General features: G+C 36.9%; 17 protein-coding genes. 14 read left to right on the top strand and 3 right to left on the bottom strand.

The window, feature by feature from the left end:
- Positions 1-26: 26 nt before the first annotated feature.
- The 14 genes from ileS (at position 27) to arcD (ending at position 15,192) form a co-directional block, all read left to right on the top strand.
- Positions 27-2,825, top strand: a complete 2,799-nt coding sequence (gene ileS / locus K5Q07_RS04295) for an isoleucine--tRNA ligase (protein ID WP_220729832.1) — start codon at positions 27-29, stop codon at positions 2,823-2,825.
- A gap of 51 nt (positions 2,826-2,876) precedes the next feature.
- Positions 2,877-3,080, top strand: coding sequence for a cold-shock protein (locus tag K5Q07_RS04290; RefSeq protein ID WP_054606713.1), 204 nt, complete (start codon positions 2,877-2,879; stop codon positions 3,078-3,080).
- Positions 3,081-3,146: 66 nt separating this feature from the next.
- A complete protein-coding gene (locus K5Q07_RS04285; RefSeq protein WP_054606712.1) occupies positions 3,147-3,701 on the top strand; it encodes an NUDIX hydrolase in 555 nt (184 codons plus the stop codon).
- Positions 3,702-3,723: 22 nt separating this feature from the next.
- Positions 3,724-3,978 carry a hypothetical protein gene (locus K5Q07_RS04280; protein WP_220729901.1) on the top strand — a complete coding sequence of 85 codons (255 nt, stop codon included), beginning with the start codon at positions 3,724-3,726 and terminating at the stop codon, positions 3,976-3,978.
- Between the two features lie 10 nt (positions 3,979-3,988).
- The gene (locus K5Q07_RS04275) at positions 3,989-4,681 is read left to right on the top strand and encodes a 5'-methylthioadenosine/adenosylhomocysteine nucleosidase (protein WP_220729830.1); all 693 of its coding nucleotides are present in this window, start codon (positions 3,989-3,991) and stop codon (positions 4,679-4,681) included.
- A 17-nt stretch (positions 4,682-4,698) separates the two neighbouring features.
- Positions 4,699-5,853 (top strand): cysteine desulfurase family protein, encoded by a 1,155-nt coding sequence (locus K5Q07_RS04270; protein WP_220729828.1) that lies wholly within the window; start codon positions 4,699-4,701, stop codon positions 5,851-5,853.
- A 1-nt stretch (position 5,854) separates the two neighbouring features.
- A complete protein-coding gene (locus K5Q07_RS04265) occupies positions 5,855-6,193 on the top strand; it encodes a DUF1831 domain-containing protein (RefSeq protein ID WP_220729826.1) in 339 nt (112 codons plus the stop codon).
- Between the two features lie 140 nt (positions 6,194-6,333).
- Entirely contained in the window at positions 6,334-7,461 is a 1,128-nt protein-coding gene (gene mnmA / locus K5Q07_RS04260) for a tRNA 2-thiouridine(34) synthase MnmA (protein ID WP_220729824.1), read from the top strand.
- Between the two features lie 104 nt (positions 7,462-7,565).
- The gene (locus tag K5Q07_RS04255) at positions 7,566-8,222 is read left to right on the top strand and encodes a histidine phosphatase family protein (protein ID WP_220729823.1); all 657 of its coding nucleotides are present in this window, start codon (positions 7,566-7,568) and stop codon (positions 8,220-8,222) included.
- A gap of 16 nt (positions 8,223-8,238) precedes the next feature.
- The gene (locus K5Q07_RS04250; protein WP_220729821.1) at positions 8,239-8,952 is read left to right on the top strand and encodes a tetratricopeptide repeat protein; all 714 of its coding nucleotides are present in this window, start codon (positions 8,239-8,241) and stop codon (positions 8,950-8,952) included.
- Between the two features lie 25 nt (positions 8,953-8,977).
- The gene (recD2, locus tag K5Q07_RS04245; protein ID WP_373310037.1) at positions 8,978-11,530 is read left to right on the top strand and encodes an SF1B family DNA helicase RecD2; all 2,553 of its coding nucleotides are present in this window, start codon (positions 8,978-8,980) and stop codon (positions 11,528-11,530) included.
- 68 nt (positions 11,531-11,598) lie between these two features.
- Positions 11,599-12,555, top strand: coding sequence for a ribose-phosphate diphosphokinase (locus K5Q07_RS04240; protein WP_220729819.1), 957 nt, complete (start codon positions 11,599-11,601; stop codon positions 12,553-12,555).
- A gap of 109 nt (positions 12,556-12,664) precedes the next feature.
- A complete protein-coding gene (locus tag K5Q07_RS04235) occupies positions 12,665-13,651 on the top strand; it encodes an aldo/keto reductase (protein WP_220729817.1) in 987 nt (328 codons plus the stop codon).
- Positions 13,652-13,764: 113 nt separating this feature from the next.
- Complete coding sequence (gene arcD / locus K5Q07_RS04230) at positions 13,765-15,192, top strand: arginine-ornithine antiporter (RefSeq protein WP_220729815.1); 1,428 nt, start codon at positions 13,765-13,767, stop codon at positions 15,190-15,192.
- Between the two features lie 28 nt (positions 15,193-15,220).
- On the opposite strand, the gene K5Q07_RS04225 is transcribed toward arcD, so the two are convergent.
- The 3 genes from K5Q07_RS04225 to K5Q07_RS04215 form a co-directional block, all read right to left on the bottom strand.
- Entirely contained in the window at positions 15,221-16,129 is a 909-nt protein-coding gene (locus K5Q07_RS04225; protein ID WP_220729814.1) for a diacylglycerol/lipid kinase family protein, read from the bottom strand.
- Between the two features lie 76 nt (positions 16,130-16,205).
- Positions 16,206-17,888 carry a ribonuclease J1 gene (gene rnjA / locus K5Q07_RS04220; protein ID WP_034531767.1) on the bottom strand — a complete coding sequence of 561 codons (1,683 nt, stop codon included), beginning with the start codon at positions 17,886-17,888 and terminating at the stop codon, positions 16,206-16,208.
- Between the two features lie 2 nt (positions 17,889-17,890).
- A complete protein-coding gene (locus tag K5Q07_RS04215; protein ID WP_054606700.1) occupies positions 17,891-18,106 on the bottom strand; it encodes a DNA-directed RNA polymerase subunit epsilon in 216 nt (71 codons plus the stop codon).
- Between the last annotated feature and the right edge of the window lie 215 nt (positions 18,107-18,321).

Raw genomic sequence — 18,321 nt, 5'->3', positions numbered from 1 at the left:
TATAATTTGAAAAGGGAGTGTGTGTTATGCGTGTAAAAGATACTTTGAACCTAGGTAAGACCAAGTTTAAGATGCGTGGAAACTTGCCTGTTAAAGAAGTTGAAAGACAAAAAGCATGGGAAGACAATCACGTCTACCAAATGAGACAAAAACTAAACGAAGGAAAACCATCATTTGTTCTTCATGATGGACCTCCATATGCTAATGGTGACATTCATATGGGACACGCTTTAAACAAGATTTCAAAGGACTTTATCGTAAGATACAAGTCAATGAACGGATTTAGAGCACCTTACGTACCAGGTTGGGATACTCACGGTTTACCAATCGAACAAAAGCTTACTCAAGCAGGTTATGACAGAAAGAAAATGGATACTAATGAATTCAGAAAACTTTGTCATGAATATGCTTTGAAGCAAGTTGATCGTCAAAGAGAAGGTTTCAAACGCTTAGGTGTTACTGGTGAATGGGATAACCCATACTTAACTCTAAAACCTGAATTTGAAGCTGCTGAAATTCGTGTATTCGGTAAGATGGCTGAAAAAGGCTTAATCTACCGTGGTAAGAAGCCAGTTATCTGGTCATGGTCTTCAGAATCAGCTCTAGCTGAAGCAGAAGTAGAGTACCATGATATCGAATCACCTTCAGCTTTCTATGCTGAAAAAGTTGTCGATGGTAAAGGTGTTTTAGACGAAGATAACACATACATGGTTGTATGGACTACTACTCCATGGACCATTCCTGCTTCAATGGGTATCACAATTGATGCCGGCTTCGACTACGCTGTTGTTAAACCAGCTAACGATGATCGTAAGTTTGTTTTAGCTGCAGAACTAGTTGAAAAAGATGCCGAATTGTTCGGTTGGGAAGACTACGAAATCGTAAAGACTGTAAGAGGTCAAGAACTAGAAGGCGTATTAGCTCAACATCCATTCATGGACAGACAACTATTAACCATGCTAGGTGATTTCGTTACTATCGATACTGGTACTGGTTTAGTTCATACTGCTCCTGGATTTGGGGAAGATGACTACTATGTTGGTAAATCATACGGTTTAGACATCTTTGTTGATGTTGACGCTCAAGGTTACCTAACTAAGGAAGCTGGTCCTGATTTCGAAGGTGTCTTCTACGATGATGCAAACGAAATTTCTCTAAACAAGCTAAAAGAAAAGAACTTATTATTGAAGTACCAACCAATTACTCATAGTTACCCATTTGACTGGAGAACTAAGAAGCCGGTTATTTACCGTGCTACTGATCAATGGTTTGCTTCTGTTGATAAGATTAGAGATGACATTCTAAATGCTATCGAAGACGTTCAATTCAAACCTGAATGGGGTAAGAAACGTCTATACAACATGATTAAAGACCGTGGTGACTGGGTAATCTCAAGACAACGTGTCTGGGGTGTTCCACTACCAATCTTCTATGGTGAAGATGGTACTCCTATCATCACTAAGGAAACTACTGACCACGTTGCTGACTTATTCGCAAAACATGGTTCAGACATTTGGTTCGAAAAAGATGCCAAGGACCTATTACCTGAAGGATTCACAAGTGAACATTCACCAAATGGTAAGTTTACTAAGGAAAACGACATCATGGATGTTTGGTTCGATTCAGGTTCATCACATCAAGGTGTTTGTGCCGAACGTGATTACCTAACTTACCCAGCAGACCTATACCTAGAAGGTTCTGACCAATACCGTGGATGGTTCAACTCAAGTTTAATCACCAGTGTTGCATTTAGTGGTAAGGCTCCATACAAGCAATTATTATCACAAGGTTTCACTCTTGATGGCGAAGGCCACAAGATGAGTAAATCACTTGGTAACACAATTGCTCCTGATGAAGTTATTAAGAAGATGGGTGCAGAAATTGTGCGTCTATGGGTAACTTCTGTAGATACTTCTGCCGATGTTCGTGTATCGATGGAAAACTTTGTTAAGATTTCTGACTCATACAAGAAGATTAGAAATACCATGAGATACATGCTTGCCAACACTTCTGACTTTGATCCTAAGAAAAACAGTGTTGATTTTGCAGACATGAAGTCAGCTGACCAATACATGACGGTTAAGTTAAACAACTTTGTAAAAGATATTAAGGCAGACTACGATAATTTTGACTTCTTAAGTCTAAACCGTCGTCTACTTTCATTCATCAATGCTGATCTTTCAGCTTTCTACCTAGATTTCGCTAAGGATATCTTATACATCTACGCTGAAGACAGTGTAGAAAGAAGATCAATGCAAACAGTTCTATACAATGCAGCTGTTGCAATTACTAAGTTAATCACACCAATTCTTCCTCACACTGCTGAAGAAATCTGGCCATTCTTATCTGAAAAAGAAGAATTCGTTCAATTATCAGAAATGCCTGAAACAATGGACTTACCTGGTGCAGATGAACTTTCAGCTAACTGGAACAAGTTCATGGAAATCAGAGATGACGTCTTGAAGGCATTGGAAGAAGCTAGAAATAACAAGCTAATTGGTAAGGCTTCTGAAGCTAAACTATCATTATTTGTTAACGATGAAGTTAAATCATTATTAGATAGCCTACACACAAATGTTGGTCAAATCTTGATGGTTTCACAACTAGAAGTAAAAGACTTATCAGATGCTCCAAGTGATGCACAAAGCTTTAACGACGGTGTTTCAATCGTGGTTGAACACGCTGAAGGTGACACTTGTGAACGTTGTCGTCTAATCTCTACAGATGTTGGTTCTGATGCAGATTATCCACAATTCTGTGCACGTTGTGCTAAGATTGTTCGTGATAACTTCCCAGAGACAGCTACTGAAGGATTCGAAGAATAATCGATAAAAAACTGGGATTATCCCAGTTTTTTATTTTTAAGGAGAAATAATATGATTAAAGGTAAAGTAAATAATTTTAACCCAGATCACGATTTTGGCTTTTTAAAGGGTGAAGACAAGAACAAAGTCTTCTTCCATGGTTCAGCGGTCGAAAACAAGACCAGAAATGAAATCGAAATTGGCCAACAAGTGGAATACCAAATTGCACAAGGCATGAAGGGACCACAAGCAGTTAAAATTCGGGTAATTGAATAGTCAGTCCATTGAAAAAATAATTAAATATATATAGAATGAATATATAACTAAAAAAGGGCTGATATTATGGATTTAGAGGAAAAGGTACTAGGGGTTGAACCTAAGTATGATGGTGCAATCATCAATGTTGAAAAACAAACTGTTGAATTGCCAAATGGTGAAACGTCAACTAGAGATGTTGTTCACCATTCCAACGCCGTTGGTATTTTAGTCTTAACTAAGAACAACAAGATGTTATTAGAGACCCAATGGAGAGCTCCTGTTGCAAAGGCAACAATTGAAATTCCTGCCGGTAAAGTTGATAGTAGAGATCACGGAACTGCATTAGATACAGTAGTTCGTGAGTTAAACGAAGAAACTAGATACAAGGCTAATAACATCAAACGAATCACCGGATTTTACTCAAGTGTTGGTTTTTGTGATGAATACATGGATCTATATTTGGCAACAGATTTAGAACCTGTTGAAGATGAATTACCAAGAGATCAAGGTGAATACTTGAGAATTAAGGAATACTCACTTGATGAAGCCATGGCAATGATTGAAAGTGGCGAAATCGAGGATGCGAAAACAATTACTGCTATTTATTATTGGAAGTTACATGACAAAATTGGTCTTTAATTGATGAAGGAGCAAGTCCAATATGATAACTAGAAAAGAGTATCAGGATAGTCAAAAGAGAAATAAAATTGACGATGATTTTATAAAAAGAGACAAACCAGTTGAAGACGAACCAACATTCAAGGAAACTCGCCGTCAAGAAAAAAAGGCGAACGCTCATGCAATGACTGTGGAAGAAAAGACGAAACGCTTAGGTCGTCGACTTAACTGGGCGATTGCGTTTCTAATCCTCGCAATCATTGTGGTCTACTTGATATTAATCTACGTCAATCCTTAAGGAGATATTTATGAAATTTGGAATTTTATGCGCAATGGACGAAGAAATCAAATCATTGCTATATAACTTAGACAACACTAAGAAAGTTGACATCAAAGAAATGACTTTCTACGAAGGTAACATTTCTGGACAAGAAGTTGTGCTTGTTCGTTCAGGAATTGGAAAAGTTGAAGCTGGTTTAACTACTGCTCAATTAATTACTAACTTTGATGTTGATATCGTTATCAACTCTGGTTCAGCCGGTGGAATTGGCCAAGGCTTAGCTGTTGGTGATGTTGTTGTTTCAACAGAAACTGCATACCATGATGTTGATGCTAGAGCCGCTGGTTACGAATACGGCCAATTACCAGGTCAACCAGCAAGATTTAAAGCTTCAGAAAAATGGGTAAAAGAAATTACCGAAGCTTCTAAGGAAGTTGGTTTAAACGTTCAAAAGGGATTAATCGTTACAGGTGATCAATTTGTTGCCGACCAAGCAGTGATTGACAACATCTTAAAGAACTTCCCTGACGCACTTTCATGTGAAATGGAAGGGGCAGCTGTGGGACAAGTTGCTAACCAATTTGATATCCCATACGTTGTAGTTAGAGCGATGTCAGACAACGCCAATGGTGATGCTGATCGTAGCTTTGATGAATTCATCATTGATGCAGGTAAGAAATCTGCTCAAATGTTATTAGACTTATTCGCAAATCAAAAATAGAAGGGGTTTAGGTATACTTGACTGAAATCTACTTAGATAATGCCGCAACTACTCCAATGGATAAGAACGTTTTGAATGACATGTACGATAAGATGCAAAACGTTTACGGTAACGCTTCTACCTTGTATAGCATCGGTAGAAAAGCTCATACCGTTTTGGAAGATAGCAGAGACATTATTGCCAACAGTATTAATGCGAAGCCAGACGAAATTATTTTTACAAGTGGTGGTAGTGAAAGTGATAATACCGCAATTCTTCAAACTGCTGAAGTGAGAAAGAATTTAGGAAACCATATTATTACAACTGCCATTGAACACGAAGCAGTGTTAAAGCCACTTGCTTATCTTGAAGAACAAGGTTTTAAAGTAACTTATCTACCAGTTGATGAAACTGGGGTAATTAGTTTAGACGACTTCAAGGATGCGTTAGACGATGATACCATCTTGGTAACCATCATGACCGCCAACAATGAGGTTGGTTCACACATGCCAATTCATGAAATTGGTGAAATCTTAAAGGATCATCAAGCATGGCTCCATACCGATGCCGTTCAAGCTTATGGTTTGTTAGATATTGATGTAAATGAGGACCACATTGATTTACTATCAACATCAGCTCATAAGATAAATGGTCCTAAGATGACTGGTTTCTTATACAAACGAACTGGGGTAGATTTTCCAAGTTTTGTAAAAGGTGGAGACCAAGAAAAGAAGCGTCGTGCCGGAACAGAAAATATTCCTGCAATCTCCGGATTTGCGACCGCGGTTTCTCAAATTACACCTGAATTAAAGCACGAACTACACAATCGTTATTATGGATTCAAACATCAAATCATTGATGCTTTAAACGATAATGATATTGATTTCGTTGTTAACGGAACTGTTGAAGACAACCCAGTCCAACATGTATTTAACATTTGGATTAAGGGCATTGCTTCAGACATTATTTTGGCTAATTTGGACTTAGAAGGAATTGCGATTTCAGCTGGATCAGCATGTACAGCTGGAAACATCGAACCATCTCACGTTTTGATGGCAATGTTTGGTAATGATACCAATCGTTCATCTCAATCAATTCGAATTAGTTTTGGTAAATTCACAACAGATTCAGAAATCGATGCCTTTACCACTGCATTAGTAAAGGTAATTAAGAGAATAAAGAAGGTTGACTAATATGGCTTTTGAAACAGCAAATCAATTACAAGGTGATTCTAAAACATACGCAGTTAGTCCTGAAATCAAGAAATTCACACTATCTGACATGGGTTTTGTAAAGACTAATGCTGGTAACTTTCAATTTGAAAGAACATTAGATCCTGAAGATCCTTACAACGGTATTAAGTTAAAGATTGTTTTTAAGAGTGACTTGAAAACATTTAAGATGAGTACTATTACTGCAAATGGTTTAAATAAGGTTAATATTTTTACCAACAAAAATGCTGATGCATTAGTTGAACAATTTAATTTCTTGATGGATGATTTTGTGGAAAGAAAAGTTTTCGTGAGAAAATAATTAAAAAGAGGGCTTAATAGCCCTCTTTTTTGCATCTTCATTGCAATTGATGCAGTAAATGGGTTATTATGTTTTTTATGGAATATACGACCTTCAAATCGTAGATTCTAAGAATCTAAAAGAAATGATGGTGATTTTAAATGGCAGACAATAGTAATACCCGTGTTGTTGTCGGAATGTCAGGTGGGGTGGATTCATCCGTTACCGCCTACCTTTTGAAACAACAAGGATATGACGTTGTAGGTGTATTTATGAAGAACTGGGACGACACTGATGAAAATGGTGTTTGTACCGCAACAGAAGACTACAAGGATGTAGCCAAAGTTGCCTCAGAAATCGGAATACCTTACTACTCTGTTAATTTTGAAAAAGAATATTGGGATCGCGTTTTCACTTATTTCTTGAATGAATACAAAAAAGGTAGAACTCCAGATCCTGATGTTATTTGTAACAAGGAAATTAAGTTCAGAGCGTTTCTAGACTACGCCTTAGATTTAGGTGCAGACTACATCGCTACTGGTCATTATGCTCGTTTACAACGTGATGCAGATGGACACAACCACTTACTTCGCGGAAGCGACGACAATAAGGACCAAACTTATTTCTTAAGTCAATTATCCGCAGAACAATTAGACCGTGTTATGTTCCCACTAGGTGACATGCCAAAGCCTAAAGTTCGTGAAATTGCTAAAGAAGCTGGTCTAGCCACTGCTGAAAAGAAGGATTCAATGGGAATCTGTTTCATCGGTGAAAAGAACTTCAAGTCATTCTTAAGTAATTACTTACCAGCCACTCCTGGTAAGATGATGACTTTTGATGGTGAAGTAAAGGGTAACCATGATGGCCTAATGTACTACACAATCGGTCAACGTAAGGGATTAGGCATCGGTGGAGATGGTAAAGATAATCGTCCATGGTTCGTAGTTGGAAAAGACCTTTCAAAGAACATATTGTATGTTGGTAAGGGCTATGAAAACAAGCACCTATACGCAGATTACCTAGAAGCTTCAGATATTTTCTGGATTAATAACATTGCTGATCGTGGCAACGACTTCCGTTGTACAGCTCAATTCAGATATCGTCAAAAAGACGTTGGCGTAACTGTTCATCTAAACGATGATGGTAAGTCATTACGTGTTGATTTTGATGATCCTGCAAGAGCCGTTACACCAGGACAAGCCGTTGTATTCTACGATGGTGATGAATGTCTAGGTTCAGCAATTATCGATGCAGCATACCAAGATGATAAAGAATTACAATACATTTAAAACCAAAAGATGCTTATTTATTAAGCATCTTTTTTATATAAACTTTGAATTTATCCGCATAAATTGAGATAATATATATAAATTAAAATGAACGAGGGATAAAAGTGAAACTTTACTTTGTAAGACATGGAAAAACTGAATGGAATTTAGAAAGCAGATACCAGGGTGCCGGAGGAGACTCCGAGTTGTTACCGGAAAGCTATAAACAAATGGACCAATTAGGTGAGTACCTAAAGGATGTTAAGTTTAGTCGTGCTTATTCCAGTCCAATTAAGCGTGCCCGTATTACCGCTTATCGAGTAATTCAACATTTCCATCGTAAACCTAAGTTGAGCTTATGGAACCGATTCGAAGAGTTTCATTTAGGTAAGATGGAAGGTCAAAAGTTTGACGATGTTAAAAAACGATTTCCAGAAAGTTTCGATAATTTTAGAAACCACCCTGAAAAATACGATGCCAATGAAATTGGCGGAGAGAGTTTTAATGACGTAATTAACAGAATGCAGTATGCTATTAAACGTGTTGTTAGCGAAAATGATAATGAAGATAATGTTATTATTTTCAGTCATGGTGCTGCCTTAAATGCATTAATCAATTCACTTTTGGGTGTTGAGATTAAGGATTTAAGAAAACGTGGCGGACTAGCCAACACTAGTACAACCGTCTTAGAAACAACCGATGGTGGCAAAACATTTGAACTAGTAAGTTGGAATAATACTGAATATCTTACAAAGAAAACAGATAAAACTGACGTAATTTAATATGTAGGTGATTAAAATGGATCAAAAGTCTGAAGAAATTAAAGAAAAGCAACAAGCTGTTGAAAAGAAACGCGAAGAACAACAAAAAAAGGCGGATGAAACTCTTCATAAATTAGTTCAAGATATTGATAATCATCCAGATGATTACCGTACTTACTACGACTTAGGAAGTTTTTTAGTTCAATTACATAACTATACCCAAGCCGAAGAACTAATGATGAAGGCTTTAGGACTATTTGCTGACAGAAGTAAGAAGGCTAAGGAAACCTTAGTTTACGGTTTAGGTAATGTCTATTATGCAGCCGGTGAATATGATAAGGCGATTGAACAATTTAGTAGCTTATCAGATGGTGACATGAAGACAGATGCCTACATCATGTTGGCACAAAGCTACATGGCCAAAGAAGATTACAAAAAAGCAGTCGTATTTGCACTAACCGCACAAGGTTTTAGAAGACAAGACCCAGAAATAAACTACCTACTAGCAAGTAGTTTATTGGCATTGGGGAACTTTAGCGAAGCTGCAGAATTCTACGATAAGGTCCTACAAGCTAAGCCAAAGGATGGTAAGGCTAATTTTGACCGTGGAATCGTCGCAATGGTATTGGAAGAAGACTTTAATCAATACTTTGAAGTTGCCAAGCGAGAAGATCCTAAGTACTTTGAAAAGGGTCAAAAACGTCTAGCAGATATTGAAAAATTTATTCAAGTAAAAAATGGTAAAAAATAAGGGGAGATAGGCCGTGGCAGAATCAATGAATTTGTTCTCAATGGACGACAATGACGAACATATTGAAGACAATCAAGAGCTATTTATAAAAGGTAAAGTTGCGGCTACTTTCTTTGAAAGTCCCGATAGTTTCTTTAAGGTACTATTGGTAAAAATTTCTGAAACCAACATTTCAGATTGGCATGAAGATGAAATTGTAATAACTGGTAATTTTGCAGATATCGCTGAAGAAAGCGAATATCAATTTTATGGTGAATTAGTCGACCATCCTAAGTATGGAAAACAATTCAAATCGGATAACTACCAAAGTACGATACCAACATCAAAAGAGGGACTAGTAGAATACTTGTCTGGTGATAACTTTCCAGGTGTTGGTAAACAAACCGCTAAACGAATGGTTGATGCGTTAGGCACCAATCTTATTTCTGATGTTTTGGAGAACAACTCACTGTTGGATCGAGCTGGATTATCTGACAAGCAAAAATCAACTGTGCTGGAAACATTGAACAAGAACAATGGGATGGAACAGGTGATTATTGGATTAAACAGTTATGGGTTTGGGAGCAGTCTATCATCTGCAATCTATAACAAGTACAAGGGTGATACTTTAAAAGTCATCCAAGAAAATCCATACAAGTTGGTTGAAGATATCGATGGGGTTGGTTTTAAAAAGGCCGACGATATTGCCAAACAAATGGGGATGTCTGCAAACAATCCTGGAAGAATTCGTGCGGGGCTAATTTCTGCCCTTAAGACGCTTTCTTTACGTAATGGGGATACTTACACTCAAACGGGTCCAATCCTTGATGAAACGCTAAAATTATTGAATAACGGTAATGCTGAACCGGTTAGTGGTGAAGACCTATCCGCTCAATTTTTGGAATTGGCCAAGAATCAAAAGATTGTTGGTGAAGAGGACCGTGTTTATCTAAAAGAATTATATGATGATGAATGGCGCATTGCCGAACACATCAGTCGAATTATCAAGAATCCGGTCGTTAAAAAGTTTGACGATGAAACTATCGATAAGAAGATTCGTTTAATCGAGAAAAAACTAAATATTAACTATGACAAATCACAAACCAATGCGTTAAAACAAGCAATCAAGTCACAAATGTTTCTATTAACCGGTGGTCCTGGAACAGGGAAAACCACCATCATCAAGGGAATCATTTACTTGTATGCTTATTTAAACGACCTATCTTTGGATATTAATAAGTATAAGGAACGCGAATTTCCAATTCTTTTAGCAGCACCAACTGGTCGAGCTGCGAAGAGAATGCAAGAAACCACAGGAATTCCGGCAAGCACAATTCACCGTTTATTAGGATTGAATGGTTATGAAGATAGCGACGAAGGAACACAAGACATTGAAGGTGGCTTGTTAATCGTCGATGAAATGTCAATGGTTGATACTTTTCTATTCAGAGCGTTAGTGCGCGCCATTCCAAACCAAATGAAAGTTGTGTTTGTAGGTGATAAGGATCAATTGCCATCAGTGGGACCCGGTCAGGTCTTTACAGATTTATTGAATTCAAAACGAATCGATAGCATGCAATTGACTACTATCTATCGTCAAGATAGCAACTCAACGATTATTCCATTAGCTCATAGTATTCAACAGGGTAAACTACCTGATGATTTTAACGATAAACAATCAGATCGTAGTTTCATTCCTTGTAATGCCAATCAAATGAGTTCGGTAATCGAACAAATTGTTAAACGTGCTAAACAAAAGGGATTCAGTGCCACTGACATCCAAGTATTATCACCAATGTATCGTGGTAATGCCGGGGTTAATCACTTAAACGAAGTCATCCAAGAGATTATGAATCCTAACAATACAGATAACCAGGTTGAATACCGTGGAATTCATTACCGCCTAGGTGACAAGATTTTACAATTGGTAAATAGTCCTGAAGATAATGTCTTTAACGGTGATATCGGTCAAATTATCGATATTGAAAAGGGTAGCAAGCAAAGCTTGGATAAGATAACCGTTGCCTTTGATCAAAGTGAAGTCACTTATCAACGTAAAGATTGGATTCAAATCACATTGGCATACTGTACAACCATTCATAAGGCTCAAGGTAGCGAATTTAAGATGGTAATTTTGCCAATTGTTCCTCAGTTTACCAAAATGTTGAAAAAGAACTTGTTGTACACAGCGATTACTCGTGCCAGTGATACTTTGATTATGATTGGGGATTACAATTCATTCCTATCATGTGCGCAAAGCGAATCAGACAACAGAAATACTAGTTTGATGCAACGAATTCAATCATTGTTGGATGGAGAGGTTAAACCAGTTACAACATCCGTCAACGACCAAAGTAGTATTGTTAAGGAAGCTGTTGAAGAAAAGAAGACACAAGCACCTGTTGATAATAAACCGGTGGAAGAACCTAAAGCTGATTCAGTTTCAGATACTACACAAAGCAATGCTGCAACTGATGAAGAATCACCTTTTGATGAAGCAACATTTGATGATAAACCTAAATCATATCGTTTAACTAAGGATATGATTTTATTGAATCAGGTTGATCCGATGATTGGGATGCACGGAATCAAACCATAATTGTTATATCAATTTGCAGTTTTTGTGGTAAAATTTAAGAATTAAAAGAACTCGAGAGGAGCACTTTCATGGTGGAGTCAATGGATAATAAAAATATGAAAATCTTTTCCTTAAGTTCTAACAGACCGTTAGCAGAAAAGATTGCCCAAACTTGTGGACTTAAGCTTGGTGAAGCAACAATTAATCGTTTTAGTGATGGCGAAATTCAAATTAAGATTGATGAAAGTATCCGTGGGGATGCTGTTTACATCATTCAATCACTAAGTGAACCAATTAACGCTAATATCATGGAACTATTCATCATGATTGATGCTGTTAGAAGAACTAGTGCAAAATCAATCAATGTAATCATTCCTTACTATGGTTATGCTAGACACTCTGCTAAGAAACGTGAAAGAAAGGCAATCATTGCCAAGTTGATTGCACGTGTATTAGAAAGAGCAGGAATTGACCGTGTATTAACGCTTGATTTACACGCAGCTCAAATCCAAGGTTTCTTCAACAAACCAGTTGATAACTTAAAGGCTGATAAATTAATGGCTAAGCACATGTTAGACAACTACGATTTGGATAACGCCGTTGTCGTTTCACCTGATCATGGTGGAGTAGGAAGAGCCAGAGGTTTTGCAGGATTAATTGATGCACCAATTGCAATTATTGATAACAGAGATCCTGAAAACGATGCGCACATTCCAACATTCATCATTGGTGATGTAAAAGATAAGGTTGCAATCGTGGCTGATGACATGATTGATACTGCTTCACGTGCTGTTAAGGCAGCAAACGTTTTAGCCAAGAACGGTGCTTCAGCAGTATACCTAGTTACTACACACGGTATTTTTGCTGGGGATGCAATTAAACGTATCGAAGAATCACCAATCAAAAAGGTGATTGTATCTGATTCAGTATACATTAGTGACGAAAAGAAAATTGATAAATTAGACATCGTGTCTGTCGCAGATTTAATGGGTAAGGCAATCTTACGTATCCATAACAACAAATCTGTTGGTAAATTATTTAGATAGTAAGTTCACCCATAATGGGGTGAGCTTTTTTGTTTACTTGTTTTCTTGCTTTGAGACCTAATAAAATTTAAAATATAGATGTAGTATTATGAAAATTGAGGTGTTTAAAATGTATAAAGCTTCAGATGAACGATACGATAATATGAAAATTAGAAGAGCCGGAAATTCCGGTTTACAATTACCCGCATTATCATTTGGAATGTGGCATAGCTTCGGTGATGACGCCAACTTTAAGGACAGTCGCGAAGTAATGCTAAATGCTTTTGATAAAGGAATCTTTAGTTATGATTTAGCTAATAACTACGGTCCCGGTTCAGGAGCAGCTGAAAGAATGTTTGGTCAAGTCTACAAGAACGACTTGAAGCCATACCGTGATGAACTAGTGATTACTACTAAGGCTGGTTACCACATGTGGCCTGGACCATACGGTTCATTCTCAGCTAGAAAGACTTTGATTGCTGCATTGGACAGATCACTAGAAAGAATGGGTCTAGACTACGTAGATATTTACTACAGTCACCGTTTCGATCCAAACACTAGCTTAGAAGAAACTGCCGAAGCATTGGACAGTACTGTTAGATCTGGTAAAGCATTATATGTTGGTATTTCTAATTACAATGGAGAACAAACTCGTGAAATCATTAAGTATTTCAAGGAATTACACACACCATTCGTTGTTAACCAAGCATCATACAATATGTTAAACCGTTCTGCAGAAACAGACGGAACCATCGATGCCTTAAAAGAAAATAACGATGGTTTAGTTGCATACGGTCCATTAGCTGAAGGAATCCTAACTGACAAGTATCTAAATGGATTACCTGATGATTTGAAGCTTCACTTTACTAACAGTTTCATGATGGAAAACAAGGATGAAGTTGTAAAACGTCTAAACCAATTAAATGAATTGGCTAAGAACAGAGACCAATCACTAGCTCAAATGAGTTTGGCTTGGTTGTTACACGATCCTGTCGTTACAAGTGTTGTTACTGGTGCGTCAGATCCTAAGCATTTAGATTCAAACCTAAAGGCTTTAGATAACCTAGACTTCACCGAAGATGAATTAACACGTATCAACGAAATTTTGAAAAAATAAATTTGATAAAGAGGAGTAGTCTTTTAGGACTGCTCTTTTTTTATATGACAAACATGGTTTAAATGCGTTATAATAATAAATTGTTTTCAATCGTTTAATAAAGGAGAGATAGAATGAAAGATTCCGCTAAAAAGCTGAATTTAACGGAACTAATTGGTTTAGTTATTGGTTCAATCATTGGTGGAGGAATCTTCAACCTTATGCACGACATGGCATCACAAGCTGGTGTCGGTTCAGTGATAGTTGGTTGGGTTATCACAGCCATCGGAATGCTTTGTTTAGCATTCACATTTCAAAATTTAACTAACAAGCGACCAGATTTACAAGCTGGAATTTACAGTTTTGCTGATGCAGGATTTGGTCACTATATCGGGTTTAACTCAGCATGGGGATACTGGTTATCAGTTTGGTTAGGAAATATTAGTTACGCTACTCTATTGATGAGTTCACTAACTTATTTCTTCCCAATCTTTGATAACGGTCATAATTTAGTATCATTCATTGCTGCCACCATTATTCTATGGGGTGGGCATTTCCTTGTGTTAAGAGGAATTCATTCAGCATCATTTATCAATACAATTATTACTATTATTAAGTTGATTCCAATCTTCTTATTCATTGTGATTACGATTACTGCATTCAAACTAAATGTGTTTACCAGCGATTTCTGGTTAATGCACGGCAGACCATTTAACTTCTCAGATGTCTTGGGACAAGTTAAGAGTACAATGCTAGTTACAGTTTTCGTGTTCTCAGGAATTGAAGGGGCAGTCATCTTCTCAGGCTATGCTAAGAAGAGAAAAGATATTGGTAGAGCAACGGTTCTGGGAATCATTGCCGTAACCATGATTTACATGTTAGTTACACTTCTATCATTTGGTGTCATGCACCAAGCTCAATTATCTCAATTGGGTCAACCAGCCATGGCTGATTTATTACAACACGTCATGGGTAAATGGGGAGCCATCATCGTAAACATTGGATTAATCATTGCCGTATTAGGGGCATGGTTATCATGGACAATGTTTGCCGCAGAAGTGCCTTATGAAGCAGCAAAAGTTGGATCATTCCCTAAGTTCTTTGCGAAGGAAAACAAGAACGGGACACCTGTTAATTCACTAATTTTTACTAATGTATTGGTTGAATTATTTATGGTTTCATTCTTCTTGTCATCAAGTGCTTATAACTTGTTCTTATCAATTTCAAGTTCAGCAGTATTAATTCCTTACGCGTTTTCAGCTTTATACCAAGTTAAGTACTCTTACTTGGATAAGGGTGCTAGCGACCGTAGACGTAACTTAATTCTTGGAATTATTGCTAGTGCATATTCAATTTGGTTGATTTATGCAGCAGGATTAAACTACATCTTGTTGACCACTATCTTGTTTGCAGCAGGGCTACCAGCTTATTGCTACCTACAAAAGGTTGATAATAAAAAAGATCGTATTTTTACCAAACTAGAAAGATTATTAGCGATTGCATTGGTTATCTTAGCCGTAATTGCGATTTATGAACTAGTTACTGGTGGAATTACCATATAAAAAGAGAGTGATTAATATCACTCTTTTTTTAGTATATAAATGGATATTTAGTTTTACGGTATTCAATATCGTAAAAACGGCTTCCCAATGTTTCACCATCAGCATGAGCGTATTCCAACGATGGAATTTCGACATGAATGTTATCGCTCGTGACTCTAAATGCAGATTTGGTCTTTAAATCACGTTTAAATAACACTTGCATGATTAAGTAGCATAATTGGAAAATATTTTTTCTAGTTAATACTAGTAATTCAATGTTGCTGTCACTATCATGATTTAAGGCTGTCACCATAAATGCGTTTTTAATCTTATGTTTTTCACCGTTAGCCTTAACCTCTACAGGAAATGTGCTTAGGTTGTAGATGGTAGGGAATATTGAAAGGTAGTATTCCATTCTGGTCTTTAAGTTGATCTTATGTGAAATGAAATTATTTTTTAGGTTAAAGACGTTGGCATCTAGACCAATTCCTAAGTTATTTAGGAAGATACCACGTTGCTTTTTTATGTGTTCATCAAATAATCCAATTTCATGGTTTTCGACATGATGATTATTGATTTGTTCGATGAAGTTATCATTTATGTTATGTTCTTGTTTCATGTGGGTGTAGAAGTTATTGTTAGCTCCCGTTGGAATTATCAATACCGGAATGTTTGGAATTGATTCATTCTTTGTTTGAGCAGCATGAATGCCCTCGATGGTTTCATGAACTGTTCCATCTCCACCGATAACAATGATGGCTTTAGGTAGTGAGTCGCTTCTAAATGATGTAACTAAATAATGCGAAATAATGGATACGCAGTGAAGAGGGCGTCTAGTAATTTTTAGACGGTACTTAATATCATTTGCGTCCAATTGCTTTTTTATTTCAGGCCATTGATGTTTAGCTCTTCTTTTATTAGCCACTGGATTGAAGATGACTAAATAATCAGTGTTCAACTTAAATACTCCTTTCTATGTAAAAATAAAAACGAATTCAATTAAGAATTCGTTTTTAATAAGCATCAATTTGAAATTATTTTTTATTCATAATTAACATTGGTAAAATCAAAGGATGTCTTTCGGTCTTATTATATAAGAATTCTTGTAAATCATCGATGATAGCGTTTCTGATGCTTGATTCGTTGGCATTCTTGTTACGCATAGCACGACGAATAGTTCTAAACACTAGTCGTCTTCCTTCGTCTAGTAATTGACCAGATTCTCTCATATATACGAAACCTCTGGATAGTAGGTCGGGACCAGATTGAATTTCTTGATCTTTTAGGTTAATTGTAGCAACAACTACAACTAATCCTTCTTCTGATAATAGTTGACGGTCACGTAAAACAACGTTTCCAATATCACCAATTCCGTTACCATCAATGTATACATCTCCGGCAGCGAAGTGACCAGCAATTCTTGCTGAATCCTTAGTTAGTGCTAAGACATCACCATTTTTCATAATGAAACTATTTTCCATTGGAACACCACATTGTTCCGCTAGTTCAGTATGAATTTTTAACATTCTGAACTCACCGTGGATAGGCATGAAGTATTTTGGCTTCATTAAACTAAGCATAAGCTTTTGTTCTTCTTGTCCACCGTGACCAGAAGTATGGATCTTGTTAATCTTACCATGAATAACTTTAGCACCTGCTTCTTCCAATTCGTTGATAACACGGTTAACACTAACCTTGTTACCAGGAATTGGATTACTTGAGAATACTACAGTATCGTTTGGTTGGATTGCGATTTGTCTATGAGTGCCGTTAGCAATTCTGGAAAGGGCAGCCATAGTTTCACCTTGAGAACCTGTACATAAGATAAGTGTCTTTTCGGCAGGAAGAGATTGTAATTCAGAAGCATCAACGAATGTACCATCAGGAACGTTTAAGTATCCTAATTCTTGTCCATTCACAATTGCTGCTTCCATACTTCTTCCGAAAACGGCAATTTTTCTACCATGTCTTAGGGCAGCATCACAAGCTGTCTTAATTCTGGAAATGTTTGATGCGAAAGTCGCAAAAATAATTCTTCCAGTTTCTTCATCAAAGATGTGTTCAACTGCAGATCCAATCCAACTTTCTGACTTAGTCCAAACTGGTCGTTCAGCGTTTGTGCTATCCGACATAAGACAAAGGACACCTTCACGTCCTAATCTTGCCATTTCTTGTAAATCAGGCGGCTGTCTCGTAACAGGGGTCAAATCAAACTTGTAATCCCCGGTTTCGACAATCACTCCAGAAGGGGTGTGAACCGCGATTCCCAAAGTATCAGGAATTGAGTGGGTGGTACGGAAGAATGAAACTTTTGTCTTGTTAAACTTTAAGACGGTTTGTGGATTAATTTCATGAATTTCAGTACTTCTCAATAATCCATGTTCTTCTAACTTGTTCTTGATTAATGCTGACGCCAATGGACCAGCGTAAATGGGAACATTTAAATCGCGGATTAGGTATGGAACACCACCGATATGATCTTCATGTCCGTGGGTGATAACTAATGCTTTGATTTTGTCCTTGTTTTTTACTAGGTATTGATAATCAGGGATAACATAGTCGACCCCTAATAAATCATCCTCTGGGAATTTAATCCCTGCATCGATTAAGATGATTTCATCTTGAAATTGAACACCGTAAGTGTTTTTTCCAATTTCACCAAGTCCACCAACGCCATAAATAGCTGTTTCGTTATTTTTGACGTTTAGTTTGTTCATAATTATTTAAACTCCGTAATTTTAAAATCTGGGCTCTTTTGTTCGTAAGCCAAGTGGTTACCTTCAAGAGGTTCAATAAATTCAATGTTGTGATCAGTGTTCTTGTCAACAAGTTCTCTTGCTTCAACTTCTGTATCACAATCTAAGTATAGTGATTTTGTGAATTCTCTCTTAGGATTAGCCTTAGTATCTTCTTGGTATAAAACTTTAAATATCATAAAAAATTAAATCTCCTTCTATGTTTTTTTTACCGATCGATTGTGTAATACACATCTAATTGTTTTTAATTTTATCATATTAATAATGATAAGTATAGTAACCAATAGTTTGATAAAATGATAGAATAAAATCAGATTATATTTACAAGGAGGAGATGATTTTGTCACTTTTTATTGAAATTGTAATTGGCTTTATTGTCGCTGTTATAGCGTAC

This window comes from Apilactobacillus zhangqiuensis (assembly GCF_019656215.1).
GTDB classification, from domain to species: Bacteria; Bacillota; Bacilli; order Lactobacillales; family Lactobacillaceae; genus Apilactobacillus; species Apilactobacillus zhangqiuensis.
Note: the sequence above shows the minus strand (reverse complement) of the source record. Positions and strands in the feature narration are given on the sequence as shown.

Coding starts and splice junctions, on each gene's coding strand:
- arcD (WP_220729815.1), top strand. CDS start 13,765: ATGAAAGATTCCGCTAAAAAGCTGAATTTAACGGAACTAATTGGTTTA.
- ileS (WP_220729832.1), top strand. CDS start 27: ATGCGTGTAAAAGATACTTTGAACCTAGGTAAGACCAAGTTTAAGATG.
- K5Q07_RS04250 (WP_220729821.1), top strand. CDS start 8,239: ATGGATCAAAAGTCTGAAGAAATTAAAGAAAAGCAACAAGCTGTTGAA.
- recD2 (WP_373310037.1), top strand. CDS start 8,978: ATGAATTTGTTCTCAATGGACGACAATGACGAACATATTGAAGACAAT.
- K5Q07_RS04280 (WP_220729901.1), top strand. CDS start 3,724: ATGATAACTAGAAAAGAGTATCAGGATAGTCAAAAGAGAAATAAAATT.
- K5Q07_RS04265 (WP_220729826.1), top strand. CDS start 5,855: ATGGCTTTTGAAACAGCAAATCAATTACAAGGTGATTCTAAAACATAC.
- K5Q07_RS04240 (WP_220729819.1), top strand. CDS start 11,599: ATGGTGGAGTCAATGGATAATAAAAATATGAAAATCTTTTCCTTAAGT.
- rnjA (WP_034531767.1), bottom strand. CDS start 17,888: ATGAACAAACTAAACGTCAAAAATAACGAAACAGCTATTTATGGCGTT.
- K5Q07_RS04290 (WP_054606713.1), top strand. CDS start 2,877: ATGATTAAAGGTAAAGTAAATAATTTTAACCCAGATCACGATTTTGGC.
- K5Q07_RS04235 (WP_220729817.1), top strand. CDS start 12,665: ATGTATAAAGCTTCAGATGAACGATACGATAATATGAAAATTAGAAGA.
- K5Q07_RS04215 (WP_054606700.1), bottom strand. CDS start 18,106: ATGATATTTAAAGTTTTATACCAAGAAGATACTAAGGCTAATCCTAAG.
- mnmA (WP_220729824.1), top strand. CDS start 6,334: ATGGCAGACAATAGTAATACCCGTGTTGTTGTCGGAATGTCAGGTGGG.
- K5Q07_RS04285 (WP_054606712.1), top strand. CDS start 3,147: ATGGATTTAGAGGAAAAGGTACTAGGGGTTGAACCTAAGTATGATGGT.
- K5Q07_RS04275 (WP_220729830.1), top strand. CDS start 3,989: ATGAAATTTGGAATTTTATGCGCAATGGACGAAGAAATCAAATCATTG.